At 51.4% G+C, this 26,487-nt stretch carries 23 protein-coding genes; 14 read left to right on the forward strand and 9 right to left on the reverse strand.

The features are described 5' to 3' along the window. Positions 1-358: 358 nt before the first annotated feature. Positions 359-892, reverse strand: a complete 534-nt coding sequence (ppa, locus tag PY479_RS06615) for an inorganic diphosphatase (RefSeq protein WP_212594520.1) — start codon at positions 890-892, stop codon at positions 359-361. Between the two features lie 122 nt (positions 893-1,014). After that, on the reverse strand, positions 1,015-2,004 hold the full coding sequence (locus tag PY479_RS06620; protein ID WP_212594519.1) for a class 1 fructose-bisphosphatase: 990 nt from the start codon (positions 2,002-2,004) through the stop codon (positions 1,015-1,017). Positions 2,005-2,175: 171 nt separating this feature from the next. Between PY479_RS06620 and PY479_RS06625 the strand changes: the two genes are divergently transcribed. After that, positions 2,176-4,416, forward strand: coding sequence for a S9 family peptidase (locus PY479_RS06625; protein WP_275483262.1), 2,241 nt, complete (start codon positions 2,176-2,178; stop codon positions 4,414-4,416). A 13-nt stretch (positions 4,417-4,429) separates the two neighbouring features. On the opposite strand, the gene PY479_RS06630 is transcribed toward PY479_RS06625, so the two are convergent. Then, positions 4,430-5,641: a cation:proton antiporter gene (locus PY479_RS06630; RefSeq protein WP_275483263.1), complete on the reverse strand. Its 1,212-nt coding sequence runs from the start codon at positions 5,639-5,641 to the stop codon at positions 4,430-4,432. 112 nt (positions 5,642-5,753) lie between these two features. Here PY479_RS06630 and PY479_RS06635 point away from each other — a divergent pair, with 112 nt between their 5' ends. Continuing rightward, the gene (locus PY479_RS06635) at positions 5,754-6,599 is read left to right on the forward strand and encodes a universal stress protein (protein WP_275483264.1); all 846 of its coding nucleotides are present in this window, start codon (positions 5,754-5,756) and stop codon (positions 6,597-6,599) included. 2 nt (positions 6,600-6,601) lie between these two features. Here the strand turns inward: PY479_RS06635 and PY479_RS06640 are convergent, their stop codons facing one another. After that, positions 6,602-7,483 (reverse strand): LysR family transcriptional regulator, encoded by an 882-nt coding sequence (locus PY479_RS06640; RefSeq protein WP_212594515.1) that lies wholly within the window; start codon positions 7,481-7,483, stop codon positions 6,602-6,604. 95 nt (positions 7,484-7,578) lie between these two features. Between PY479_RS06640 and PY479_RS06645 the strand changes: the two genes are divergently transcribed. Further along, the gene (locus PY479_RS06645) at positions 7,579-7,728 is read left to right on the forward strand and encodes a hypothetical protein (protein WP_212594514.1); all 150 of its coding nucleotides are present in this window, start codon (positions 7,579-7,581) and stop codon (positions 7,726-7,728) included. Between the two features lie 193 nt (positions 7,729-7,921). Then, complete coding sequence (gene acnA / locus PY479_RS06650) at positions 7,922-10,591, forward strand: aconitate hydratase AcnA (RefSeq protein ID WP_275483265.1); 2,670 nt, start codon at positions 7,922-7,924, stop codon at positions 10,589-10,591. Positions 10,592-10,656: 65 nt separating this feature from the next. On the opposite strand, the gene PY479_RS06655 is transcribed toward acnA, so the two are convergent. After that, a complete protein-coding gene (locus tag PY479_RS06655) occupies positions 10,657-11,928 on the reverse strand; it encodes an ATP-binding protein (protein ID WP_275483266.1) in 1,272 nt (423 codons plus the stop codon). Positions 11,929-11,966: 38 nt separating this feature from the next. Next, positions 11,967-13,304, reverse strand: a complete 1,338-nt coding sequence (locus PY479_RS06660; RefSeq protein WP_275483267.1) for an HD domain-containing phosphohydrolase — start codon at positions 13,302-13,304, stop codon at positions 11,967-11,969. Positions 13,305-13,478: 174 nt separating this feature from the next. On the opposite strand from PY479_RS06660, the gene PY479_RS06665 reads away from it, so the two are divergent. The 3 genes from PY479_RS06665 (at position 13,479) to PY479_RS06675 (ending at position 16,422) form a co-directional block, all read left to right on the forward strand. Next, on the forward strand, positions 13,479-14,621 hold the full coding sequence (locus PY479_RS06665) for an HDOD domain-containing protein (RefSeq protein WP_275483268.1): 1,143 nt from the start codon (positions 13,479-13,481) through the stop codon (positions 14,619-14,621). 237 nt (positions 14,622-14,858) lie between these two features. Beyond that, entirely contained in the window at positions 14,859-15,683 is an 825-nt protein-coding gene (locus PY479_RS06670; RefSeq protein ID WP_275483269.1) for a hypothetical protein, read from the forward strand. Between the two features lie 73 nt (positions 15,684-15,756). Further along, complete coding sequence (locus PY479_RS06675; RefSeq protein WP_275483270.1) at positions 15,757-16,422, forward strand: class I SAM-dependent methyltransferase; 666 nt, start codon at positions 15,757-15,759, stop codon at positions 16,420-16,422. A gap of 90 nt (positions 16,423-16,512) precedes the next feature. Here the strand turns inward: PY479_RS06675 and PY479_RS06680 are convergent, their stop codons facing one another. From PY479_RS06680 to PY479_RS06690, 3 genes are all read right to left on the reverse strand, one after another. Next, positions 16,513-16,944: a nitrate reductase cytochrome c-type subunit gene (locus PY479_RS06680; RefSeq protein ID WP_275483271.1), complete on the reverse strand. Its 432-nt coding sequence runs from the start codon at positions 16,942-16,944 to the stop codon at positions 16,513-16,515. Between the two features lie 137 nt (positions 16,945-17,081). Next, positions 17,082-19,565 carry a nitrate reductase catalytic subunit NapA gene (gene napA, locus PY479_RS06685; RefSeq protein ID WP_275483272.1) on the reverse strand — a complete coding sequence of 828 codons (2,484 nt, stop codon included), beginning with the start codon at positions 19,563-19,565 and terminating at the stop codon, positions 17,082-17,084. 27 nt (positions 19,566-19,592) lie between these two features. Beyond that, the gene (locus tag PY479_RS06690; protein WP_275483273.1) at positions 19,593-19,853 is read right to left on the reverse strand and encodes a chaperone NapD; all 261 of its coding nucleotides are present in this window, start codon (positions 19,851-19,853) and stop codon (positions 19,593-19,595) included. A 479-nt stretch (positions 19,854-20,332) separates the two neighbouring features. Between PY479_RS06690 and PY479_RS06695 the strand changes: the two genes are divergently transcribed. From PY479_RS06695 to PY479_RS06725, 7 genes are read left to right on the forward strand one after another with little or no spacing between them, the layout of a single operon-like run. Next, positions 20,333-21,697 (forward strand): Na(+)-translocating NADH-quinone reductase subunit A, encoded by a 1,365-nt coding sequence (locus PY479_RS06695; protein WP_275483274.1) that lies wholly within the window; start codon positions 20,333-20,335, stop codon positions 21,695-21,697. After that, positions 21,697-22,908 (forward strand): NADH:ubiquinone reductase (Na(+)-transporting) subunit B, encoded by a 1,212-nt coding sequence (locus PY479_RS06700; protein ID WP_275483275.1) that lies wholly within the window; start codon positions 21,697-21,699, stop codon positions 22,906-22,908. Before PY479_RS06695 ends, PY479_RS06700 begins: the two co-directional genes overlap by 1 nt. Continuing rightward, on the forward strand, positions 22,895-23,668 hold the full coding sequence (locus PY479_RS06705; RefSeq protein WP_275483276.1) for a Na(+)-translocating NADH-quinone reductase subunit C: 774 nt from the start codon (positions 22,895-22,897) through the stop codon (positions 23,666-23,668). The genes PY479_RS06700 and PY479_RS06705 overlap by 14 nt, the downstream gene beginning before the upstream one ends. Continuing rightward, on the forward strand, positions 23,665-24,285 hold the full coding sequence (locus PY479_RS06710; protein WP_212594501.1) for an NADH:ubiquinone reductase (Na(+)-transporting) subunit D: 621 nt from the start codon (positions 23,665-23,667) through the stop codon (positions 24,283-24,285). Before PY479_RS06705 ends, PY479_RS06710 begins: the two co-directional genes overlap by 4 nt. Before the next feature lie 9 nt (positions 24,286-24,294). Beyond that, entirely contained in the window at positions 24,295-24,903 is a 609-nt protein-coding gene (gene nqrE / locus PY479_RS06715) for an NADH:ubiquinone reductase (Na(+)-transporting) subunit E (protein WP_275483277.1), read from the forward strand. Positions 24,904-24,921: 18 nt separating this feature from the next. Then, entirely contained in the window at positions 24,922-26,139 is a 1,218-nt protein-coding gene (gene nqrF / locus PY479_RS06720) for an NADH:ubiquinone reductase (Na(+)-transporting) subunit F (RefSeq protein ID WP_275483278.1), read from the forward strand. A gap of 44 nt (positions 26,140-26,183) precedes the next feature. Next, entirely contained in the window at positions 26,184-26,441 is a 258-nt protein-coding gene (locus PY479_RS06725; protein WP_275483279.1) for a hypothetical protein, read from the forward strand. Positions 26,442-26,487: the final 46 nt, after the last annotated feature.

The following is a 26,487-nucleotide window of genomic DNA, read 5'->3' on the forward strand; positions in this document are numbered from 1 at the left end:
CCTATTCCCCCTCGGCGCGGCGAAGGAGCGTTGGGCAGGCATTGAGCAATCGAGGCAAGGACGCCGAGAAGCGATGGTGAGTCATGGATGACGAATCAGCGCGATTTGCGAGAATGGCAAACCATAAGCCCGTAGCGTTTCGCGACGTCGGGGCAGCAAGGGGTTTGATAAGGGGGCGAGGCTGATCAGCCCCCTTGTCTCGTAGTGTGAGCGCGAAAGCTCACGACTTTCGCAAACGTAGTTTGCAATCACGAAGTGATAGCTTCTGCCAAGCGCAGCTTGGTTTGTCGTAACCCCGTTGCTAAACGGTAACAAAAAAGCCCGCGTTTGCGGGCCTTTCAGAAATAATAACGAAGGTTTATTTACCTTCGTTATAACGCGCTGCGCTAGACAGGATTTCAGCGCGGGCAGAAGCGGCATCTTCCCAACCGTCAACTTTCACCCACTTGCCTTCTTCCAGATCTTTGTAGTGTTCAAAGAACTGTTTGATCTGAGCTTTCAGCAGAGTTGGCAGATCGTTTACGTCCTGAATATGTTTGTATTCTTTAGAGACTTTGTCGTGCGGTACGGCGACGATTTTGGCATCTTCGCCAGATTCGTCAGTCATCTTCAATACACCTACTGGACGGCAGCGGATCACGCTACCAGGCTGCAGTGGGTATTGCGTTGGCACCAGTACGTCAACTGGGTCACCATCCAGGCTCAGAGTCTGGTTAACGTAGCCATAGTTGCATGGGTAAAACATTGGCGCAGTCATCATGCGGTCTACAAATAGGGCACCAGTGTCTTTGTCCACTTCATACTTGATGGGATCGTGGTTCTGAGGAATTTCGATCACGACATAGATATCGTCTGGCAGGGATTTGCCCGCAGGCACAGCAAGTAAGCTCATTTATTTATCCTTTCACTTTCAGTGGAATCTTGGCGGCATCGCCGGGATTAGCGTCATGTGGCGGCTATTATAACGCGATTTGGCGGCTTGCCAACGCTGGCAAACCGCCCGGTGTTTAGCAATTACAGCTCTGGCTCATCGCTATAGTCGACAGCATGGTATTCCAGGCAAGTCGCGACTTCGTTAGCAGAACCCAGAATGACCGCTACCCGTTGATGGATCGCTGCTGGTTGAATGTCCAGAATGTCCTGATAACCGGTACTGGATTTACCGCCAGCCTGCTCCACCAGTAATGACATGGGGTTGGCTTCGTACATCAGGCGCAGTTTGTAAGGCTTTTGCGGATTTTTGTTGTCAGTGGGGTAAGTGAAAATCCCGCCGCGACTCAGCACTCGGTGTACATCCCCAACCATGGCGGCAATCCAGCGCATATTGAAAGACTTTTCACGCGGGCCGATTTTACCCAGCAGCAGGTCGCCAATATACGTCTGCATTGGCGCTTCCCAAAACTGCTGGTTAGACATATTAATGGCAAACTCGGCAGTGTCTTTGGGAATGCTGACCGCAGGGTTGGTCAGTAGGTATTCACCGCTTTGTGGGTCCAGAGTATACAGCTGCACCCCTTGACCTGTGGTCAGCGCCAGCATGGTCGCTGGGCCATATAACACATAACCGGCCGCAACCTGATGGCGACCACTTTGCAGAAAACTCTGCTCACTCACGTCACCTTGTGGTGCTGGCAATACCGAAAAGATCGTACCTACCAGCGAATTGATGTCGATATTGGAAGAACCATCCAGTGGATCAAAACACACCAGATAATCACCGTGCTCGCCGAGCACGACCGGAAAATCTTCCTCTTCGGATGCCAGCGCCCGCACCGTGCCATCGGCACGCAGTGCATCTTTCAGCATCTCATTGGTGATCACGTCCAGTTTTTTCTGGGTTTCACCCTGCACGTTTTCGTGGTCAGTGCTGCCGAGCACGCCCGCCAGTGCGCCACGGCGTACGGCGTTACTGATAGCGACAGAGGTCGAGGCGAGGGTCTGGAGCAGTTGCGCCAGCGATGCCGGAATAGCTTGATTGGCTAGGGTTTGAGCCAGGGTTTGCATGCTGTTTCCTTATGTGAATTCGGGAGCCGATCCTGGGCGCCAATGATAGCGCAAAAATCTGCAGCTTTCAGCGATTGCATGGAGGTTTGTTTAACACTGAGGAAATAAGGCAGAATGGACTGCTGAAGTTATCAGGCGGTTTCTGATAAACAAATGATGGAATAACAATAAATGACCCGACACTGGATCCACTCTCTACTTATGGCAATCCCACTTTCACTTGGCAGCGCGGCCAGCATTGCGCAAACCCTAAACGGCGGCACTGTGCCACTCACTGTTGATCGACTCTATGGCTCGCCCGATCTGGCTGGCAGCAGCCCGCGTGAACTGAAACTCTCTCCTGATGGTTCCCGCGCCACCTTTTTGGTGGGGCGCAAGGACAATCTGCACTTTTATGACTTGTGGCAAATGGATGTCGCCAGCGGCAAAGTCAGCATGTTGCTGGATGCGTCCAAACTGCAACAGGGCGAATTGTCTGATGAAGAAAAAGCGCGCCGCGAACGGCAACGAATTTTTGGTGAGGGCATTATGGAGTACGCCTGGGCTGATGACGGTAACGCACTGCTGATCCCATCATCCGGTAAACTCTATTACTACACCCTGGCCGACGCTCAGGTGCGCTTGTTGCCTACGGGTGCGGGGTTTGCCACCGATGCCAAGCTGTCGCCCAAAGGACACTATGTCAGCTTTGTTGCTGGCCAGAATCTGTGGATGCTGACACTGGCGAACGATAAGCTCACACAACTCACCCAAGACGGTGGCGGCGTCATTAAAAATGGTATGGCGGAGTTTGTGGCGCAGGAAGAGATGGGGCGCATGACCGGCTACTGGTGGGCGCCGGACGAATCAGCAATTGCGTTTAACCGGGTGGATGAATCGCCGGTAGAGGAAGTTACCCGTAACGAAATTTATGCAGATGGTATCAAACTGACACAGCAACGTTATCCGGCGGCGGGTACCGCCAATGTGCAGATCAAGCTGGGCGTGATTTCGCTGCCACAGCAATCTGTCAAATGGGTCGACCTCGGTAACGACACCGACTTTTATCTGCCGCGGGTGAAGTGGCTGCCGGACAGTCGTCATCTGTCGTTCCAGTGGCAGAGTCGTAATCAGCAGCAGTTGGATCTGCGCGTTGTTGATGTGCACTCTGATCAGGCCCCAACAACCCTGGTCGCCGAACGCAACAATATCTGGATCAATCTCAATAAAGATCTGCATTTCCTCAAGCAGGGTGGTTTTTTGTGGACCTCTGAGCGCAGCGGTTTTAATCATATTTATCTGTTCGCTGCGGATGGCAAGGTGAAACAACAACTGACTCACGGTAACTGGGCAGTGGATAGTATCCGCCATGTGGATGAAAAACAGGGCTGGGTGTATTTCACCGGCCGCAAAGATAGCGACATTGAGAAACAGCTGTATAAAGTGCGTGTTGATGGCAGCGAGCTAATCCGACTTTCCCAACGGCATGGGATGCATGAAGCGGTATTTGCCGACAATAAATCTGTCTATCTGGATTACTTCGACTCACTGGCGCAACCGCCACAGGTGAGTTTGCATGATGCCGATGGTAAGCGTCTGGCGTGGGTGGAGGAAAATGCGGTCAAACCAGGACATCCCTTATATCAATATGCGGGTCTGTGGCAGCTACCTGAATTTGGTACGTTAACCGCAGAAGATGGGCAGACGTTGCACTATCAGCTGTTTAAACCGGTTAACTTTGATAGCCATAAAAAATATCCGGTGTTGGTGCGGGTGTATGGTGGTCCGTACGCACAACTGGTGGTTAACAGCTGGAACAGTCAGGACTATTTTACCCAATATCTGTTGCAGCAAGGGTTTGCGGTATTTCAGTTGGATAACCGGGGTTCCGGTCATCGGGGGCTGCGCTTTGAACAGGTGATCTACAAACAACTTGGGGTTGCCGAAGTTGCAGATCAGCAACAGGGTGTGGAGTATCTACGGACTTTGCCATGGGTGGATGCCGACAAAATTGCTATTTATGGTCACAGCTATGGCGGTTATATGGCGCTGATGTGCAAGTTTAAAGCACCGGATTATTTTAAAGTCGCGATCAGCGGGGCACCGGTCACCGACTGGTCACTGTATGACACGCATTACACCGAACGCTATCTGGCAAATCCGCATGATAATGCCGAAGGTTATCGCTTAAGCAGTGTGCTGCCTTACATCGGTAGCTATCAGAGTGGACTGCTGATGTACCATGGCATGGCGGATGACAACGTACTGTTTGAAAACAGTACCCGCGTTTATAAGGCGTTGCAGGACGATGGCAAGTTATTTGAGATGATTAACTATCCTGGCGCCAAGCACTCGATGCGCGGCAATAAGGTGAAAACCCACCTGTATAAATCGCTGACAGACTATCTGGAACGGCAGTTTAAGATGCAATAACTGACAAACGCCGCTACTGCGGCGTTTTTTTTGCCACCGTGCCGTGGGGCAACAGGGCTTTCAATAGCAGCGGCCCCAATAAAGTGGTGATGGCAATCACCACTACCAAGCCAGTAAACACCTCTGCCGGAATGATTTGCAGTTGTTGCCCAATCTGCGCAAACACCAATCCAACTTCTCCTCGCGGCACCATTGCACAGCCGACTAACCATTTGTCGCGCCAGGGGCCTTGCACTGGCAAGCCTGCTAATAGTTTACCGGCGAACGCTAACACAACAATCAGCAGCAGTAACAGCAAATTACTGGCATTGAACTGTAATTGACTGAGATCGAGACTGATCCCGACATAGACAAAAAACACCGGTGCCAGCACCTCCGTCAACGGTCGCATGGCATGTTCCAGCTTATTGGTAAAGGAAAAGGGGTTTTGCAGATAGCGTCGCCACGGCCAGGTAAATTGGCGGGATAATGCCAGCCCAGCCGAAAAGCCACCGAGCAATGCGGGCGCTCCGGCGGCATCGGCCAGCCAGGCAAACAAACAGATAAATGTCAGCATCACCACTGCCTCGTAACCTTCATTTTGGGCATGGCCGCTGGCAAAACGTAGCAGGTAAATCATCAATCGCCCCAAAGGTGGGGCCAAGATTAAAAAGGCCAGTAGGGTAACGATCAGTTTCAGTAGTTGTAGCGGGGCAATACTGCCTTCATTGGCAAAGTTGTAGAGCAAACTCAGCAAGACTACCCCGGCAATATCGTCGGCAACGGCCGCACCGAGTACCACCTGACTGCTGTGTTGTTGCTGTTGTCCGGCATCTTTCAGGACTCGCAGCGACACCCCGATGCTGGTGGCGGTCAGTGCACAGCCATAAAACAAGGCCGCAAACGGCGATAGCTGCAGCCAGAAATAGGCCACCACACCAGTGAACAGCATCGGCAGTACAATGCCACTGATTGCCACCAATAATACCTGTGAGCCCGCATGGTAAAGCCGTTTAATAGAGGTTTCAGTACCGATGCTAAATAACAGCAGGATGATGCCTAATTCGGCGATGTTAGCCAGCACCTGATTGGGATGCAGCCATCCCAGTAATGATGGCCCAAGGATGACCCCGGCGGCAATTTCGCCGACGACCACCGGCCATCCGAGTCGCTGACACCCCTCTCCGAGCAGTCTGGACAGCAGTAGGATCAAAAACAGCGCGATTAAAAGGTCATCTATCGGCACGTTCTGCCCCCGCTTTGATACACTTATGAAGGGGCTTGTAGTCTTACCCCTCCCCCTATTGAGTAGAGACCAATTTCTGCCTAAAAACCAGTGGAAATACGGGAGAAATCAAATGGGTAAACTATTTATCGTGGAACCGCATGAGTCCACTCATACCGATGTGATTAGCAAGGGACTACAGTTGGCTAAGTTGCTGGGAAAGTCTCCGGAGATTTTTGCCTACTGTTATGAGTACTTTTACGGTGATCGCGTCATTTACGAAGAAGCCAAACAGCAGTTGCAGGAGCATAAACGGCAACAGCTGACCGAGCGTCTGAAACAGCTGGATGCCAGCGACGTACCGTTACATGTGGTCTGGAGTAAGTATCTGTATGAACATGTGACCGAATACGCGGCCAATGAAGGCTTTGATCTGGTGGTTAAAGGGATCCATCCCAGTGAGCATATGTTACCTACCGACTGGCAACTGTTGCGCACCACCAAAGTCCCAGTGATGTTGTTGACGCAAAATCCGTTACAACATGGCAGCAGTGTGCTGATGGCGCTAGATCTGGATACTGAGAATCCGCAAAAGCAGCAATTGAATCAGCAGGTATTACACCATGCGCGGGAGCTGGCAACGGCCACCGGCGGCGAGCTGCATCTTGCCTATGTTTTGCGGGTGCCCAGATTGATCCGCGATCTGGAAGTACTGAATGTGCAGCAGCTGATAAAAGATGCCTATCGGCGCCATCAGTTAACGTTGGAAGAGATGGGCCTACCCAAAGAGCAGATCCATATCATCTGCGGCGAACCGGATCTCTGTTTATATCAGTTAGCCTGTCGCTTGAAGAGTGATTATCTGGTGATGGGGGCGAGACAGCGTCAAGGGTTGATGGGCTGGATGCTTGGCAACACCGCTGAACAGATCCTGCAACGGATCCGCAGCGATGTCTTAGTGATCCCCAGCGCTGGCTAACACTAACTGCGGTGGCGACTCAGCGCCAGCAGGGCTTCGGCCGCTGGCGTCAGCGGCAGGTTATTGCGCCAAATCAGGCCAATTTGCCAGAACAGATCCTTTTCCATGGGGCGGAACACCAAGCGGCTTTTATCTAGCTTATTGCAGATAGGCTCAGGCAAAATTGCTATGCCCATGCCTTCTTCCACCATCGCCCCGAGAAAATCCCACTGACCACTGCGAAACGCGATATTGAGGGTGACCCCGGCTTCCTTGGTCAGCCTTGCAAACAGCTTCGCCAGCGAAAAATCTTCGTTGTACAGAATGAACGGGTATTGCGCCAAATCGTACCAATTGATCCGCTCTTTGGCCGTTAATGGATGATCGTTAGGCAGGCACACTTTTAATGGGTAACCTTGCAAGGGGACAGAAGACAACTGCTCTGAATTGGTGACCGGCAACGCCGTAAAGGCAATATCCAATGAGTCCGCCAGCAACGCCTGCTCACAACCGAAACCACCGTATTCCTGCATATGCAGTTCAACCCCTGGGTAGGTCTGGCGAAACTTGGTGAGCAGGTCGATGGTCAGTGTGCTCATCATCGGACAAACGCCCAAGCGTAAATGACCAGACTTCAAACCGGAAAGGTTAGCCAGATCCTGCTCCATCCGATGCCATTGTCCCATGATCTGACTGGCACTGGCATGAAAAATCTGCCCTGCCTGAGTTAACTCGACTTTCTGGTTACTCCGGATCAATAACTGCTGATCCAAAGTTTCCTCTAAACGCTGGATCATCTTGCTCAGCGTCGGCTGCGTGAGGTAGAGCTGCTCAGCTGCCCGCGTGAAATTGCCGATTTCCACCAGTCGTAAAAAGCAATGCAATGTCTTGATAGGAATATTCATTCTTCTTTGGAATCCTGCCTATGGAATTAATTCATTTTACCTATAGCTGTTCTAATACTAAAGTCGTATCTAGATAAAGAACAGAGGAATTTGCCATGAAATCCGCACAGAGTGGTTGGGTAAGCGCCCTTTATGAAGCTGCATCTACTGCAGTCCCTGAAGCTAAGGCAAAAACTGCCAAGGCGAATACCCAGGGCTCGTGGAAAGGCAGTTTCCTTTTCCACAGAAAAGTAAAAGCAGCTTAATCCATCTAGTTTAAAAAGCCCAGAATCGCTCGTTAACAACGGGCGATTTTTTTGACTATTTTAATCTAAAAAATAAATTATGAAATATTAATCTAATTGTTAAATTAGAATAAGATCTTGAGAAGGGGGCGTGGATCTCATATGCTGGGAGCACGACGAGGCTTCAGACTAACTCAATTCAGGGAGAGTAGTGATGTCCAAACTCAAGTTCCAGGCGCAAGCCAAACGCCAACTGCAAGTTGGTGCTAATACCTACCTGTATTATTCCCTCACCGATGGTCCTGTTAGTGAATTTCCCGATGTTTGCCATCTGCCGGTCAGCAGTAAAATTTTGCTGGAAAATATCCTGCGGCATCTGCATACCGAGCATTGTGACCTGACGGCACTGAAAGCTGTGGCTAACAGTCATGGTCAGGGTGGCACGCAAGAGCTTGCCTATCACCCCGCCCGGGTACTGATGCAGGATTTCACCGGGGTGCCTGCCATAGTCGATTTAGCCGCCATGCGCGCCGCTTTAGTCGAGCGTGGTGGTGATCCAAAGAAAATCAATCCATTATCCAAAGTAGATTTGGTGATTGACCATTCCGTCAGTATCGAAAAATTTGCCAGTCAAAGTGCCTATCAGGAAAACGTTGCGATTGAGATGCAGCGCAACCTTGAACGTTACCAGTTCCTCAAATGGGGGCAGGGAGCCTTTGATAATTTTTCCGTGGTGCCACCAGGCACTGGCATCTGTCATCAGGTCAATCTGGAATATCTGGCAAAAGGGGTCTGGCGTCAGGTCACGGATGACGGCACCTTGGTCTATCCCGATACTCTGGTCGGCACCGATAGCCATACCACGATGATCAATGGCTTGGGGGTCCTCGGTTGGGGTGTCGGCGGTATCGAAGCGGAAGCGGCGATGCTGGGACAACCTATCTCGATGCAGTTACCGGATGTTGTGGGTTTTGAACTCCGAGGCAAACTCAGTGAAGGGATTACCGCTACCGACCTGGTATTGCGTGTCGTACAGATGCTGCGTCAGCATGGTGTGGTCGGTAAGTTTGTCGAATTTTATGGTGACGGTCTGGATCAGCTACCGCTGGCGGATCGCGCCACCATCGCCAATATGGCGCCGGAATATGGTGCCACTTGTGGTTTCTTCCCGGTTGATGCGCAAACGCTGGAATATCTGCGCTTGAGTGGCCGTGATGAATCAACCATTACGCTGGTGGAAGCTTATACCAAGGCGCAGGGATTGTGGCGCGAAAGTGGTGCCCCGGCACCGGAATTTTCCGCGACGCTGAGTTTGGATTTGTCCTCGGTGGAACCCAGTCTCGCCGGCCCCAAACGACCGCAAGATCGGGTGCCCTTGGCGGGTATGAAACAGGCAGCAGAAGCTGCTATCAAGCTGTCCGGACGCGATGATCTGTCGCAACCGTTTGTGTTGGCGGGGACTGATTTGCCCATGCATCACGGAGATGTGGTGATTGCCGCCATCACTTCTTGCACCAATACCTCAAATCCAGCAGTGATGCTGGCGGCCGGGTTGTTGGCGCAAAAGGCATTGAACAAAGGGCTGGTGCGTAAGCCCTGGGTGAAATCATCATTGGCTCCCGGCTCCAAAGTGGTGACCCAGTATTTGGCAAAAGCAGGGCTGCAACCGGCGCTGGATGCCTTAGGATTCAATCTGGTGGGTTACGGCTGTACCACTTGCATCGGTAATTCGGGACCGCTACCAGACAATGTCACTCAAGCGGTAGGTGACCAGAAAATTCATGTGTCATCGGTGTTGTCTGGCAACCGTAACTTTGAAGGCCGTATTCATCCGCTGGTGGAATCTAACTGGCTGTGTTCACCACCGCTGGTCGTCGCCTTTGCACTGGCGGGCACGACCCGTATTGATCTGACCCAAGAACCGCTAGGCCAGGACCCTCATGGCCATCCGGTATATCTTAAAGATATTTGGCCATCAAATGCTGAGATTGCCGCGCTGCTGGCCGACATCAGCCGCCAGCAGTTCCGTGAGCAATATGCCGATGTGTTTCACGGCGATGATAACTGGCGGGCGATTGATGCCGGTTCTGGAAGTACGTATCGGTTTGAGGCATCTTCGACTTATATTCAGCAACCGCCATTTTTTGACGCTGCGTATGCCGGCAATCAAGCCGATATCAAAGGTGCCGCGATACTGGCATTGCTGGGTGATTCAGTGACAACGGATCATATCTCACCTGCCGGCGTGATCCCTAAGGACAGCCCGGCCGCACAGTATCTGCGCAGTCACGGTGTCGCAGATGCGGATTTTAACTCCTATGGCTCGCGGCGCGGTAATCATGAAGTGATGATGCGTGGCACGTTTGGCAATATCCGTATTCGTAACGAGATGGTGCCCGGACACACTGGCGGCGTTACCCGGATGTGTGGCGAGCAACAAGTGCGGTTTATCTATGATGCCGCGATGGCATACCGTCAGGCGCAGATCCCGACGGTGGTGGTTGCCGGTAAGGAATACGGCACGGGTTCCAGTCGCGACTGGGCGGCTAAAGGCACATTGCTGCTTGGCGTCAAGGCGGTGATTGTGGAAAGCTTCGAGCGTATTCACCGCTCCAACCTGGTGGGCATGGGCATGCTGCCGTTACAGTTTAAAGACGGCGAAAATCGCCAGACATTAAAACTTACTGGCGATGAGCACATTGATATTGTTGGTCTGACTGCACCTCTCAAACCCAATCAGAATATCCGCGCGCTAATCCATTATGCCGATGGCAGCAGCAAGGCCATTGACCTGTTAAGCCGACTGGATACTGAGATGGAAATTGCTTATTACCATGCCGGAGGCGTACTCACATACGTATTGAATCGGTTGGCGCGGCACTAATCTGTCTGGGTTAGCAAAAATGGCGCCGAAAAGCGCCATTTTTTTATGTGTGAAGCAACGGGGGATTATGGTCGTAAATGAGGCTCCCCCTGTAGTGGCAAGCGTAGCATAAATTCCGTGCCAATCCCAGGCGCGCTGTTCACGCTAATTTTGCCATGATGCTTCTGAATAATGCTGTATGACAGCGATAATCCCAACCCTGTGCCACTGCCAACTGGTTTGGTGGTGTAAAAAGGGTCAAAGATTTTATCGAGGTTTTCAGCGGCGATGCCGCAGCCATCATCTCTGATACTGATTTCCACGCTTGATGGTTGGCTGGTGCTGCGTATAGTTACCCAAATATGTCCCGTCTCCTCAATCGCCTGGGCGGCGTTCATTAGCAGGTTCATAAACACTTGATTCAACTGCCGTGGCTGGCAATACAGCAAGGGTAAATCTGCCTGATAATCTTTGTGCAGTGTCACTTTATATTTCAACTGGTTATTCATGATTTTCAGGGTGCTTTCCATGCCGTCTATCAGGTCGGCATATTGCCATTCATTGTCGTCGACGTGTGCAAAGGTTTTAAGGCTGCTGACGATAGCGGCGACGCGGCTGACGCCTTCCAGTGATTCATGCAGCAAATCACTAATGTCTTTCGCTATGAATTGAAACTGCTGCTGTGTGAGGATTGACTGAAACTCTGGTAATTGCTGCGGGGCGAGTAACGCTTCAGTACTGTTGATGATACTCAGCAGCCGTGTCACGTAATCCTGTAAACTCTGCAAATTAGAACTGACAAAACCAAGCGGATTATTGATTTCATGAGCAATTCCAGCCGCTAGCTGACCAATGGACGCCATCTTTTCTGCCTGCAGCAGCTGTCCTCTGGCCGCCTCCAATTTGTCCAGCAGTTGTTGCTTCTGCGCATGTTCCGCTGCCAATTCCTGTGCCATCTGCTGTTTGGTCTGGGCGTAGAAACTGCCGCTATCCAGCAACAGGCACAGCGTTTTGACAACGCCATCAGTGATGGTTAGCGGAAAAATTTCCATGTGTAACAGCGGTGAACTCGTGGCCATGATCTCATCTGTCACGGTAAATTCAAAGGCATCTGGCGGTCGTACATCGCAGGGAAAAGTTTCAATTGGCCAGGCCGCTACTTTGTCCAGGTGCTGCTTTAGCAACGGTGCGTGAGTAGGGCAAAGAGTTAGTAGCGATGACCATAACCGAAACTCTTCCGGTAGCTGTAATTCTTTGGCAAATCGTGGATTGAAGTACAGGATCCGGTATTTACGGTCAACAACGGCAATTCCGAGGGGCAGTTTATCCAGTAGCGATGCCAGCGAATTGTTAGTCATGATAACTCCTGCCAGTGGTCACAGTGTTTTGCTGTTGTTCAGGCGGTCGGTGAGTTGGACTTGTCGGTAACTTCCAGTTGCAACCGTAGCACGGTTTTGTGTTTGGCCTGATATTCCCGCAGTTTGTCCAGCGATTGCTGTGTCAGTACATGACCTTGCGGCAGCAACAGCATCTGATTGCGATTATATAAATTATGGCTCAGTTGCATGCCGGGTTGCAGTTGCTCGATAGTGGCACCCTGTACATCATCGACTTCGGGCTTATTCAGTTGCTGCCGTTGCTGCAGCTGTTCCATTATGGCAATCAACTGCGGGTCGTAAACAGAACCCTGTTGACGCTTTAACCAGGCGATAGCCTCGGCATGGCTGTGCACATTCTCGCTGAGGCGCTTATATATCAACGCCCAAAAGTCACGGGCCACTGCCAAGATGCGTGAACCCACCGGGATCTCCTGTGCCTTGAGTCCATCGGGAACACCATCTCCATTATAGTGCTCATACTGATGCAGGATGATTTCCACCATCGGTTGTAAGTGAACTGCCGGTGCCATAATTTCTTCGGCCAATTGCGGGTGGAACAGATACCGACGCGCATCATTGGCCCCTAGTGCGTGAAACGGTTTGTCCAGCAGCCCTGAGTTAAATCCCAGCTTACCGACTTCGCTGTATAGCCCGGCATGACTGATCAACTGCTGTTGGGTATTGCTGCATCCTAAGGCTTTAGCCAGATCATGGCAGGTTTGACTGACCCGGCGGGCATAGTCGCCGCTGAGGCGAGGGTGAATAGAAATAATGTTATACAGCAGCTGCAGAATCGCGTCGCTTTCTTTTTCTCGTTGAATTAACAGTGATTTCAGCTGTTGTAAGCTTTGTCTTAGTTGCTGCGTACGCTGCTGGACTTGTTCCTCTAGGCTTTGATTGAGCTGCTTTAATCGGGTGTTCTGTTGCTCGACCTGTGCGGTCAGCTGCCGATTGGTCAGCAGTAACCGGTAATACTCAAGTCCTTCATCCACGGCTTTTAGCAGTTCATTGTTATCCCAAGGTTTTTGTATATAGCGGTGAATCCGACCAATATTGACGGCGGCGATGGTGGATGCCAGATCAGCGTAACCTGTCATCAGCATCCGGTAAGCATTAGGTTGCAGTTGCGTGGCCTGTTGCAGAAATTCGGCACCACTCATCTGTGGCATGCGCATATCACAGATAATCACTTCGACAGCGCGATCTTGCATGAGCGCTAATGCTTCCTCGCCACTACTGGCAAGTAATACTTCGCAGGGTTGCCCCAGAAATAAGCGCTGTAACGATTTTAAAATACTCGGCTCATCATCCACGCATAGGATTGTGGCAGGCGTTTCTTTGGCCAGTGCAATCATCTACAGACTCCTTGCATGCAGTTACCTATAGGCTTGTCCATTGCCAGTTAACTTTATGATCTAAAATGAATACTAGCAAGTTAGCCAGAGGCTGACGGAGGGCTGAGAGTGACAAGCTGTGGGTGTCACCGTTAAGGTAAAACGAGAGGCTTGGCTGCTGGAAGGAGACTGCACATGAGTCAACTCAAAGTCATCTTTGTCGACGATGATATGTTGTTGCTGAAAGCACTGTATCGATTAGCAATGCGCTTGCGACCAGACTGGGTATTTGTATTATGTGACCAGCCCAAACGCTGGTTGGAATATGGTGGTGCGGGTGCGGCCATGAGTGCCGATATCGTGGTGAGTGACTATGTGATGCCGGGGATTATGGGAAATCAGATCCTGCAGCAGGCGAGTCATAAGCTGCCGATGGCTATTCGGGTATTGCTCACGGCAGATTGCTCATCGGAAGTGTTTCAACAGTTAGAATCCTATAGTCATTTTGTCTTTGCCAAACCCTACCGTGAACAGGATCTGGCCCATCTGTTCAATTGTGCCGAACGGTTACAAAAACTGCCTTTTACTCTGGAAGATCGCCAGCGAGTTGGTCGTATCAATCAGTTGCCTGTTATGCCGAAGTTGATCATGCAGTTACGTCAGGTGCTGGCTGATCCCGACTCCGATCTCAGTGATTGTGCCGAGCTGGTGGTCCATGATCCCGTTGTCAGTGGCAAATTAATTCAGAGCGCCAATTCGGCCATGTTGGGTTTTAGCCGCCAAACCTCATCATTACAGGAAGCGATTACGCGTCTTGGGGCCAAACTCACTGAAGCGATTATCACCACCTTGTTGATTAGCGAGGACATCAAGCAACGATTACCGGCCTGCGTGCATCATCACATCAACGATCAGGCATTCATTCACGCTAACTACTGCCGGCGGATAGCTCAGTATGCTGGCATGTCACTGGCGCAGCGGGACACGGTGTTTTCTGCCGCGTTGTTAAGCGCGATTGGGCGATTGATGTTGGAAACACTGCAACAGAATGCCGCCGCTGAATTACCAGAGAGTCGCAGCGATTTTGAAGATGCGACCTTACTCAGCGCGTACATTTTGACCTTATGGGGGTATCCGGAAGCCTTCTGTCAGACCTTGATGATGCAGGACTTACCCACTAATGAGGATTCTGAGCAGGGTAAGATGGCTTTTATGTTGTTCTTGGCAAAACGACTGATGTTGGATGGTGCCAGCGCGGCATCGGTGTTACAGGCGATGATTGAAAGCAAAGATGTTGCCGATGGATTTGCCAAACTCTGTCAGGAGTTGGGCTATTAGCCTCAGCCGCGTGGTGCTGACAGTACTATTGGCGGTGCGCTGCACTGTGATGAGAAGACTTTTCCCAACGGTGTCATGGTGAGGCCATCAGGGCACTACGTCAGCTTGTTCAAGGCTATGGCGTGAACTGTATAGATATGTAAAAGACTTAAAAAAGGGTCCAAACCCGCAGCAGAGCTGAATACACTCCAGCAAAAGTAACGCTACGTTCAGTTTCTTAGAGGTTAGGAGGCCGGTTTGGCAACTGCGCAACCATATAAGTTTTTTGCAGTGACCAGTTTATCGCATTCGGGGTCCACAGTGTTTTCTATGGCGCTTGCTTGTCATCCGCAATTGATTTCGCTTGGCGAAGTGTTGCAGGTGTTGAGACAATCGCCGTCTTATTGGCTAGACGATCCCACCCAAATCTGTAGTTGTGGCAAGCAGGCGGCTGAATGCAGCTTTTGGGGCAAAGTGCTCCATGCTTTGCCACCAGGCACCCCCGTTGGTAAAGCCTATTTACAGGTCATGAAAGAGTTCCAGCACCAGTATGGCAGTGAGATGTTTATGGTGGATACCTCTAAAGGTTTTCGTCATTTACAACTGATGGCGGATCAGCCACAACTCGAGCCTTTTGTGTTGTTTCTGATGCGCGATGTGCGATCTTTTATCTGTGCTCAAACTAGGCCAGAACGTTCGGCACATCGCCGTGGTCTGAAGAAAATCAAGAATCGTTACTGGTTTCAGATGTTGCGTTGGTATTTCGGTAACCGCTTACGTGAGCGCTTTATGCTTCGCCATCATTTAGCTCATTATCAGCTAAGTTACGAGCAGTTCTGCTTTGATGCCGCAGGCACGTTATCCAATATTTATAAGCAGATGGGATTAGCTGGATATAACCCGGACGACGCCATCACACAATCGCAGCACCATATTCTGATGGGCAATAATATGTGTCAGACAAAAGAGCGCTGCCAGAATATCCGCTACGACCATCGTTGGTTGAAGGAAGACGGATATTTGATGTCGGCGAGTCTGCTGCCGTTTGTGATGCGCTACAACAAACAATATATCTACCGCTAAGGCATAATCGTTGGGCATCAGGGCGTGGCGAATGCTAAAGTGTCGCTGATTTTAGCGAGCAACGGAGACGTGTTTGTCAGTACTGATTTGCCCTTTGTGTGGCGATGGCGGTGATAAGCCGCAGGTGGCAGCGCGAGTCGCTCGGCGCTACCTGCGTTGCGATTGCTGCAAGTTAATCTATCTGAACCCAACCGAGCGTTTGGCGCTGGCGGATGAGCGCGCATATTACGCAACCCATGAAAACAGCATTGACGATGCCGGCTATGTTGCATTTTTACGCCGGTTGCTGGACCCGGTGCTGCCTTGGCTAAAGCCAACGTGGCAGGGGCTTGATTACGGTTGTGGTCCGGGGCCGACGATGTCAAAACTGTTGGCACAACAGGGCATTCATTGTGATGACTATGATCCTGCATTTTTCCCGATTACGCTGAAACCGCAATACGATTTTATTGTGGCCAGCGAATGCTTTGAACATTTTCACCGGCCAGATATCGAACTTGAGCGATTAACCGCCCGTCTGAAGCCCGGCGGTATTCTCGGGATCATGACGGATCGCTGGCGCGATGAAGAGCAATTCTATGACTGGCATTACACCCGTGATCCCACCCACTGCAGCTTTTTCCATCTCGACAGTTTTCACTGGTTATGTGAGCGTTTTCAGTTGCGTTTGCGCTTTCATGACGAGCGGCGAGTGGTGATTTTGCAGAAACTGCCAGATGCAGTCGCAGGGAATGGCTAGCATTTGGAGAAAGACCAGGCTCCCTATCCATGGGAGCCTTGCCTAATCACGTTATCCCCAGGAACACTAGATAAGGTGATTTTTGCCTGTTTACTGCTGGCTGAAACTGTTGCCAACCAGCGGATGTTTATTGTCTGCCTGTGGTACGTGGCATTGAGTACAGAAGTAATTCTGACCTTTTAGCGTGCCTTTGTCATCCAATACATGGGATTTTGCCACTGGCGTGGCTTTCATTTTGGCTGCTCTGTCCCAGCTATGACATCCCAGACAGCTGTTGTGTTTGAGCGTAATCGGATAATCCGCTTTATGAGGGATTAATGGGGGTTGTTCGGCAAAGTTACGTGGAATGGCAGTTCCATGGCTGGGATATTGCGCTTCATCGGCCACCGCTACAGCCTTAGTGACGGGCGTCTGGCCTCCAAGCGAGGTTATATTTACTGGTTTGGCTGCGCTCGCTGCGTGTTCGCCGCTGCAGCCGCTAATCACCATCAATAGCGCTGCTAAAGTGAGTATTTTTTTCATTGCTCTTTCTCCGCCTTTAGGGCAAATCGTTGTAATTCTGTGTGAAAGACTGCTGATTGCAGCATTGATGCAACCCTCATCAATGCTGGTGCCGCAGGCAGGTGACTGAGTGAGTCTCAGTCACCTGCCTGTGCTAATCAGGCTTTCATGACCTTGACCGGACATTTCTTAAAATCGGTTTCTTTAGACAGTGGATCGGTGGCATCCAGCATCAGTTTGTTGACCAGTTGCCGCGCATCGAAAAATGGCATGAACACCACGCCTCTTGGCGGTTTGTTACGGCCCTTAGTCTCTACCCGGGTTTTCAGTTCACCGCGAGAGGATGCAACGATGACTTCATCGCCACGCTTCAGTCCACGGGCGCTGGCATCTTCTGGGTGCATGAAAATCTGTGCATCGGGGACGGCACGGTACAGCTCTGGTACACGGGCAGTCATGGAACCGGTATGCCAATGTTCCAGTACCCGGCCGGTACTCATCCACAAGTCATATTCGGCATCAGGCTCTTCCGCTGCCGGTTCATAAGGCAGGGCAAATATCACTGCTTTGCCATCAGGTTTGCCATAGAACTGGTAACCACTGCCAGCTTTAACATAAGGATCCGCGCCTTCCACAAAGCGGTGCAGCGTTTCTTTGCCGTTAACTACTGGCCAGCGCAGACCACGGCTGGCGTGGTAGGCGTCAAAGTCCGCCAGATCATGACCATGACCACGGCCAAAACTGGCGTACTCTTCAAACAGGCCTTTTTGCACATAAAAACCAAAGTGCTGTGATTCATCATTCAGCTCGGCTTTGCAGTCACTGACCGGGAATTTGTTGACGACACCATTGGCAAACAGCACATCAAACAGCGTTTTATCGGCATATTCTGGTTGCTTGGCTAACAGCTCTGCTGGCCAGACTTCCGCGACCTTAAACCGTTTGGCAAATTCCATCAGCTGCCACAGGTCAGACTGTGCACCTTGTGGCGCTTTGACCTGCTGGTGCCACATGTGTGTGCGACGTTCAGCATTGCCATAGGCACCTTCTTTTTCCACCCACATAGCGGTCGGCAGGATCAGATCGGCGGTCATCGCGGTGACGGTTGGATAAGGATCAGACACCACAATAAAGTTTTCCGGATTGCGGAAGCCCGGATAGATTTCCTGATTGATATTGGGGCCAGCCTGCATGTTGTTGGTACACATGGTCCAGTAACAGTTGAGCTTGCCATCTTTTAGCATGCGGCTTTGCAGTACGGCGTGGTAGCCTGGTTTGGGCGGAATCGCGCCTGCTGGCAGCTGCCAGATTTTTTCAGCAATGGCGCGGTGCTTGTCGTTAGTGACCACCATGTCAGCCGGCAGACGGTGAGCGAACGTGCCCACTTCACGGGCAGTACCGCAAGCCGATGGCTGACCAGTCAATGAGTATGGACTGTTACCCGGAGTGGCGATTTTGCCGGTCAGCAGATGCAGGTTATACAGCATGTTGTTGGCCCAAACGCCGCGCACATGCTGGTTAATTCCCATCGTCCACAGACTGGTCACCTTGATATTCGGGTCAGCATAGGCTTTTGCCAGTTCCAACAATTTTTCCGGTTCAACGCCACTCATCTTGGCGGCGTATTCTAAGGTGTAAGTGCTGACAAACTGGGCATATTCATCGAAGCTGATTGGGCTGGATTTGCCACTGCCCGGGTTCTTCGCTTTTTTCTCCAACGGATGATCCGGGCGCAGACCATAGCCAATGTCGGTAACGCCTTTGGCAAATTTAGTGTGTTTGCTGACAAAATCCTGGTTAACCGCACCATTCTGGATGATGTAATTGGCGATAAAGTTGAGGATCACCAGATCTGACTGTGGCCGGAAAACCATGGCGTTATCGGCAAGATCGAAAGAACGGTTCTGGAAGGTTGAGAGTACATGGACTTTGCCGTTAGGGTTGCTCAAGCGGCGGTCAGACAGACGCGCCCACAATACCGGGTGCATCTCGGCCATGTTGGCTCCCCACAGTACAAAGTGGTCAGCCGCTTCCAGATCGTCGTAGCACCCCATCGGTTCATCGATACCGAAAGTCCGCATGAAGCCACCAACCGCGGAGGCCATGCAGTGACGGGCATTGGGGTCAATGTTGTTGGTCAGAAAACCGGCTTTGTGCAGTTTGACCGCGGCATAACCTTCCCACACGGTCCACTGGCCGGAGCCGAACATGCCTACGCTGGTTGGCCCTTTGGTCTTGATCGCATGTTTCCATTTCTCCGCCATGATATCAAAGGCGCTATCCCAGCTGACCGGAGTAAATTCGCCTTCCTTGTCGTATTTGCCATCTTTCATCCGCAGTAACGGCGTCGTCAGACGGTCTTTACCATACATAATTTTTGACAGGAAATAGCCTTTGATACAGTTCAGACCGCGATTGACCGGACTTTCCGGATCGCCTTTGGTGGCCACCACTTTGCCATCGCGGGTGCCGACCAATACCGAACAGCCGGTGCCGCAGAAACGGCAAGGGGCTTTGTCCCATTTAATATTGTCACTGTGTTCAGCAGCTTCAACGATTTTCACGGGAAGCGTGGCGCCAATCGCTGATGCAGCCGCAATGGCGGCGTTGGCTTTCAGAAACTCGCGGCGACTAATGCTCATAGTGTTTCCTCATTCTTATGATCGTTATTAATGGCTGAGGGTCTCAACCTGATGATAAACAAGGCTGCTGGACAACACGCCCGACAGTCGGTTAATGGTTTCCACTTGGTCCAGCAGTGCTTTCTGGTTGTCCGCTTCAATGGTGACAACCAATTTGCCTTCTGGGGTACTGGCATGGATCTCTGTGCCGGATAACAACGAGATAGCAGAACTGACCTGGCCGATATGACCGGGGTCGGCATGGATCACCAGACTGGTGATGTGGTATTCCTTTGATGATGGCTGCATTTTCGACCTGCCTTTGCTCGTCTTGGCTTGCGAAAGCTTCAGAATTTGCAAAAAGTCTAGAACTTACCAAAGTTAGGGATATATACCCCGCAAGAGGTAATCCGGAGGATAGGCGATCGAGATCATAGTTTTCATAGTGATCCTGCTCGCAAATTATTAATTTGTAGCGTTAATAGTGGTTGTTGCGACGGATGACCGGTGTTAACTCTGGCACAACTACAGGGACCTGTTACCGTGGATGATGCCGTAACATCAGGGATGAACCATTACAAAGTGCGCTCGCCGCGTTATGGCATCATTGGAAGTAAAAAACGTATATTTATTACGTTTTAAGGTTAATTTAACGGTTTTTAGCGGTCTCCCCTGTTACTTTTTTCGTATTTATATTACGAAAATTTATTTTGATGTGATGCAGTTGGCGGTAATTTAGCCAAGCGTTCTGTAGCATTCGGTTAATTATTAATCTCGAGGCGGGCGCGATGGTGAATTCTGCAAAGCGTATTATCACGATTAAGAAAGGGCTGGATCTGCCCATTGTCGGCGCGCCCCAACAGTTGATTGAAACCGCAACAGCCGTGACCCAGGTGGCGTTAATCGGCCATGAATATATTGGCTTGAAGCCCACCATGCTCGTAGAGGAAGGCGAGCGGGTTCGCAAAGGTCAACCGCTGTTTGAAGATAAAAGTAATCCAGGTGTCCGTTTTACCGCGCCCGCCAGCGGTATTGTGACTGCGATTAATCGTGGTGACCGCCGCGTGTTACTGTCGGTAGTCATTACGTTGGACGGCGACGATTACATCAACTTCGGTGCCGAAGCGGATTTAACCACTCTGAGTCGTCAAGCCGTTCAGCAAAAGTTACTAGAAAGTGGTCTGTGGGTGGCGTTACGCACCCGACCTTTTTCCCGTGCCCCCAAACCCGGTAGTGCCCCTGCCGCTATTTTTATCACCGCCACCGATACCAATCCATTAGCCCCTGATCCGCGGGTGATTATCAATGAGGCCGCCGAGGATTTTGTCGCAGGTTTACAGGTGTTGGCGCACCTGACTGACGGCAAACTCTATCTGTGTCAGGATGGCAATCCGGCATTACTGCCTGGTAACGAAATTCCCCAGGTTGAAACTTGGCGCTTTACCGGTGTGCACCCTGCCGGGTTGGTGGGTACTCACATTCATCATCTGTTCCCCGTCAGTATTGAGCGTCAGGTTTGGCATATTGGTTATCAGGATGTCATCGCCATCGGGCAGCTGTTCACAACCGGTGAACTGGATACTAGCCGGGTAATTTCGCTTGCCGGGCCTCAGGTTAAACATCCCCGTTTATTACGGACGGTGATGGGTGCCAAAGTCAGTGAGCTGGTGGCCGGGGAACTCAAGCAACCACACCTGAGCCGTGTCATTTCCGGCTCGGTACTGGGCGGTTTCACGGCGGTGGCTGAACTGGACTATCTTGGCCGCTTCCGGCCGCAACTGTCCGTACTCAAAGAAGATCATCGTCCTAAAGTGTTACCGTGGATGCGCCCAGGCAAAGAGCTGTTTTCCGTGACCGGCGCCGTACTATCGCGTTTCTTACCACAAAAATTGTTTGCCCTGACCACCCATTATGGTGGTGCCAAACGTGCCATGTTGGCGTTTGGACAGTTGGATCGCGTGATGCCGTTGGATATTTTGCCCACCTTGCTGGTGCGGGATTTGGTGGTGCGTGATACCGATGAGGCGCAACTGTTGGGGGCGCTGGAACTGGATGAAGAAGATTTGGCGCTGTGCACTTTTGTCTGCCCCAGTAAATACGATTACGGCCAGGAACTCCGCGCTTGTCTGACCATCATTGAGAGGGAAGGCTGATGAAGAAGTCCAAACAGACAAGAAAGAATCGCCTTGATGCGCCAGGTTCAACCATCAAAGATTTCTTTCGTTCCATGTTTATCGGTCACGGGGGGAGTACTCAGGATTCGGTGCATGTGCGTGATGCTATCGATGTTAAACGCACCATGACCTTGGTGGGATTGTGTCTGCTACCAACGATCCTGTTGGGTATCTATAACACAGGCTTACAAGCCAAGCTGGCAATAATCGCCGGAGCCTCGGCTGCTAATAGTTGGCAGTCCTCGCTATTTTCTTTAATTTTCAAACCACTGAGCGCAGACACCGGTGCGGTTGCTACCTTCAGTTATGGTCTGTGTTATTTCCTACCGATCTATCTGGTGGCGTTACTAACGACCCTGCTGTGGGAGATGGTGTTTGCGAAGGCGCGCAAGCAGGATCTGCATGAGGGCTTTTTCGTCACCGCGTTACTGTTCAGCTTGTGTATGCCTGCTCATATTGCGCTGTGGCTGGTGGTGCTGGGCGTCAGCTTTGGTGTGGTAGTGGCTAAAGAGTTGTTTGGCGGCATGGGTTATAACTTCCTCAATCCGGCGCTAGCGGGCTTGGCCTTTATCTATTTTGCCTACCCAGCCGAAGTCACCACCAGTGCACAACTGGTGGCGGTTGATGGTTATAGCGGCGCGACCACACTGGCGCAGGTGGCAGCGAATAAGCTGCATTTCACCGATTATGCTTGGTATCAGGCGTTCAGCGATGCAAGTTGGTGGCAGGCATTTCTCGGCTTCGAGGTGGGCGCTATCGGCGAAACCAGCACCTTAGCCATTTTGTTGGGCGGCGGTTTACTGCTGCTGACTCGGCTGGCGGATTGGCGCATTGTGGCCGGGGTGATGCTGGGGATGATTGTCTCCACCTTGCTGTTCAACTACTTCGGTAACAGTCGCAGTGCCTGGACGGCGATGCCTTGGACCTGGCATCTGGTCACCGGTGGTTTTGCGTTGGGGATGATGTTTATGGCCACCGATCCGGTGACCACCGCCTATACCCGTCCCGGCAAACTGCTGTTTGGTATCTTGGTCGGCGCCATGACGGTGGTGATTCGGATCGCCAACGTCAAAATGCCGGAGGGCATAATGCTGGCGATTTTGTTCGCCAACTTGTGGGCGCCGCTGATGGACTCGCTGGTGGCACGGTTTAACATCAGACGGAGGATCAAGCGCAATGGCCTTCAATAAAGACAGTGTCGCCGGAACCTTCCTGTTCACCATCGTCCTGTGTCTGCTGTGCTCCTTTATGATCACGGGCACCGCCGGTGTATTGAAAGAGCGCAAGCTGGCAAAGCAGCGCAATGAGCTGATGCAGAATGTGCTGCTGGCCGCCGACATTCCGAGTGATAACAGCAACTTTAAAACATTGTTTGGTTCGCGGGTGATCCCCATGTTAGTGACCTTGGCCGATGGACAGCGGTTACCCCAAGATGACTTGCTGGATTATGACGAGCGTATGGCCGCGATCAATCCGCAGAGTTCCAGCAAGATTGCCAAAGACATCGCCCGCATCAAGACCCGCGCCAATCAGATCCGCATCTTTCGGGTGGATGATGCGCAAGGAAAGCTACAGAGCTGGGTGCTACCGATTTACGGAAAAGGTTTGTGGTCAATTATCTATGGTTTTATTGGTCTCACGCCGGATCTCAATACCGTCGAGGCGGTCGTCTTCTATGAACATGGCGAAACGCCGGGTATCGGCGATTTCATTAACCACCAGGATTGGCGTCAAAAATGGCATGGTAAACAGCTATTTGATGCAAACGGAAAGCTAGCGCTGAAAATTGTTAAAGGCGGCGCTAAGGCGGGCGATCTCAATGGGATAGATGGCGTCAGTGGTGCCACCCGCACTGGTGCAGGGGTGCAGAATATGATCAGTTTCTGGTTTGGTGACGAAGGTTTTACGCCGCTGCTTGCCAAACTAAAAGCGATGGAGGCCGCGAAATGAGTGCAACATTAACGACGCGTGAATTGCTGTGGCAGCCGGTGTTTGCCAACAACCCCGTGGCCATGCAGGTATTGGGCGTTTGTTCGGCACTGGCGGTAAGTAACTCCATGCAGACGGCCTTGGTGATGACATTAGCCGTGACCTTTGTGGTGGTCTGCTCCAACCTGTTTATTTCGCTGATCCGCCACCTGATTCCCAACAGTGTGCGCATCATTGCACAGATGACCATTATCGCCTCGTTGGTGATCGTCGTGGATATGGTGCTGCAAGATTTGGCGCCAGAGCTGTCAAAGCAGCTGTCGGTGTTTGTCGGACTGATCATCACCAACTGCATTGTGATGGGGCGCGCCGAAGCCTTCGCCATGAAAGAACCGCCGCATCTGGCGGTGCTGGATGCCCTGGGCAACGCTGCCGGTTATGGCTTTATTCTGTTATCGGTAGCATTTGTCCGCGAACTGCTGAGCGCGGGCACCCTGTTTGGTAAAACACTGCTGCAAACCGTGGCAAATGGTGGCTGGTATCTGCCCAACGAGATGTTTAAGTTGCCTCCGAGTGCATTTTTCCTGATCGGCGTGATCATCTGGCTGATCAATATCGCCCGCAACCGGCAGCGTTAAGGAGGCGTCATGGAACACTATCTCAATCTGTTTATTCAGGCGACCTTCATCGACAACATGGCGCTATCGTTCTTTCTCGGTATGTGTACTTTTCTGGCGGTGTCGAAAAAGGTGTCGACGGCATTTGGCCTTGGTATCGCGGTGATTGTGGTGATGCTGCTGGCGGTGCCGGTGAATCAGCTGATTTACAGCTATGTGTTGAAACCGGGGGCGCTGGCTTGGGCCGGATTACCCAATTTGGACTTGAGCTATCTGCAACTGATCACCTTTATCGGGGTGATTGCGGCATTGGTGCAGATCCTCGAAATGGTGCTGGATCGTTATGTCCCGGCGCTGTACCAGACCTTGGGGATTTTTCTGCCGCTGCTGACGGTAAACTGCGCCATTTTCGCCGGGGTGATTTTTATGTCCAACCGTGATTACAACTTTGGCGAATCGATTGTGTTTAGTGTCGGCGCGGGCTGTGGCTGGGCGCTGGCCATTGTGCTACTGGCGGGGATCCGTGAGCGACTGAAATTCAACGCGATACCGAAGAATCTGCAAGGTATCGGCATTACCTTTATCACCACTGGCTTGATGGCATTGGGCTTTATGGCCTTTGCGGGTATCACCCTGTAACCACGAAGGAGCATTCAGATGGAAATGTTAATTGGCATCGGCATGTTTACCTTGGTGGTGTGTTTGCTGGTGGCGTTGATCCTGTTTGCCAAAAGTCGTCTGGTACAAAGTGGCGATGTGCATTTGACCATTAATGATGATGCCAGCAAAAGCGTCACGGTGGCTGCTGGCGGTAAGCTGTTGGCCGCACTGGCATCCAAAGAGATTTTTGTACCATCTGCCTGTGGCGGTGGTGGCACCTGTGGTCAGTGCCGGGTGATTATCAAATCCGGTGGTGGCGATATTCTGCCGACAGAGATGGAGCATATCAGCAAAAAAGACGCTAAAGCGGGGTGCCGACTGGCGTGTCAGGTCGCCGTGAAAAACGATATGGAACTGGAGTTGGAAGAAGAGATCTTTGGGGTACGCAAATGGCAATGTCAGGTACTGTCTAATCGCAATACCGCAACCTATATCAAAGAGTTATTGCTGAAACTACCCGAAGGCGAAGAGGTGAACTTCAAAGCGGGCGGCTATATCCAGATTGAAGCCCCGGCTCATGAAGTGCATTACTGCGATTTTGATATAGATGCAAAGTATCGTGATGAGTGGCAAAAGCATGATCTGTTTGAGCTGGTGTCCAAGGTAAATACACCGCTGATGCGAGCTTATTCCATGGCGAACTACCCGGCAGAAAAGGGCCGCATTATGTTGAATGTGCGAATTGCCACGCCGCCTAAACCACATATTCCGCCAGGACAGATGTCTTCCTACATTTTTAATCTGAAACCGGGTGACAGTGTGACGATTTCCGGGCCGTTTGGAGAGTTCTTTGTCAAAGATACCAAAGCAGAAATGGTGTTTATCGGTGGTGGTGCCGGGATGGCACCAATGCGCTCGCACATTTTCGACCAGCTGAAAACCCGGCAGACCCAACGCAAGATGACCTTCTGGTATGGCGCCCGCTCGCTGCGTGAAGTGTTTTATCAGGAGGAGTTCGATGAACTGGCACGCGCTCATCCGAACTTTGAATGGCACATCGCCTTGTCGGAACCGTTGCCAGAAGATCACTGGCACGGTTATACCGGCTTTATTCATAACGTGGTGTATGAAAACTTTCTCAAACAGCACAAGGCGCCGGAAGATTGCGAGTATTACATGTGTGGCCCACCCATTATGAACAGCTCGGTGATCTCCATGTTGGAAAGCCTCGGTGTCGAGCGTGACAACATCCTGCTGGATGACTTCGGCGGTTAGCGTCGCATAAAAATCGGCGAACGCACCTTGTCGATTCAGCTTTATTGTTCATTCAGCCAACGATTGATGGAGGTTCGATCCACATTCAGCCGCTTGGCGACACGCGATTTATTGTAGTGTTCCTGTTGCAGGATATATTGCAGGAGCGTCAGACGGATCTCCCCAAAACTGCCATTGCAACCACGCAAGTGGCGGCATCAACCATTCTGACGGCGCTGACGGTGCCACTGCTTACCACTTGGGTTGCCAAGCGTAATGCGGCGAAAAAAGCGCTGTTGCAGCAAGCACAACAGGTAGCATAACCCCCGTTGTCGTTAAGGCCGTGACCTTGGTTCACGGCCTTTTACC

This window comes from Shewanella sp. A32 (assembly GCF_029167175.1).
Classification (GTDB): domain Bacteria; phylum Pseudomonadota; class Gammaproteobacteria; order Enterobacterales; family Shewanellaceae; genus Shewanella; species Shewanella yunxiaonensis.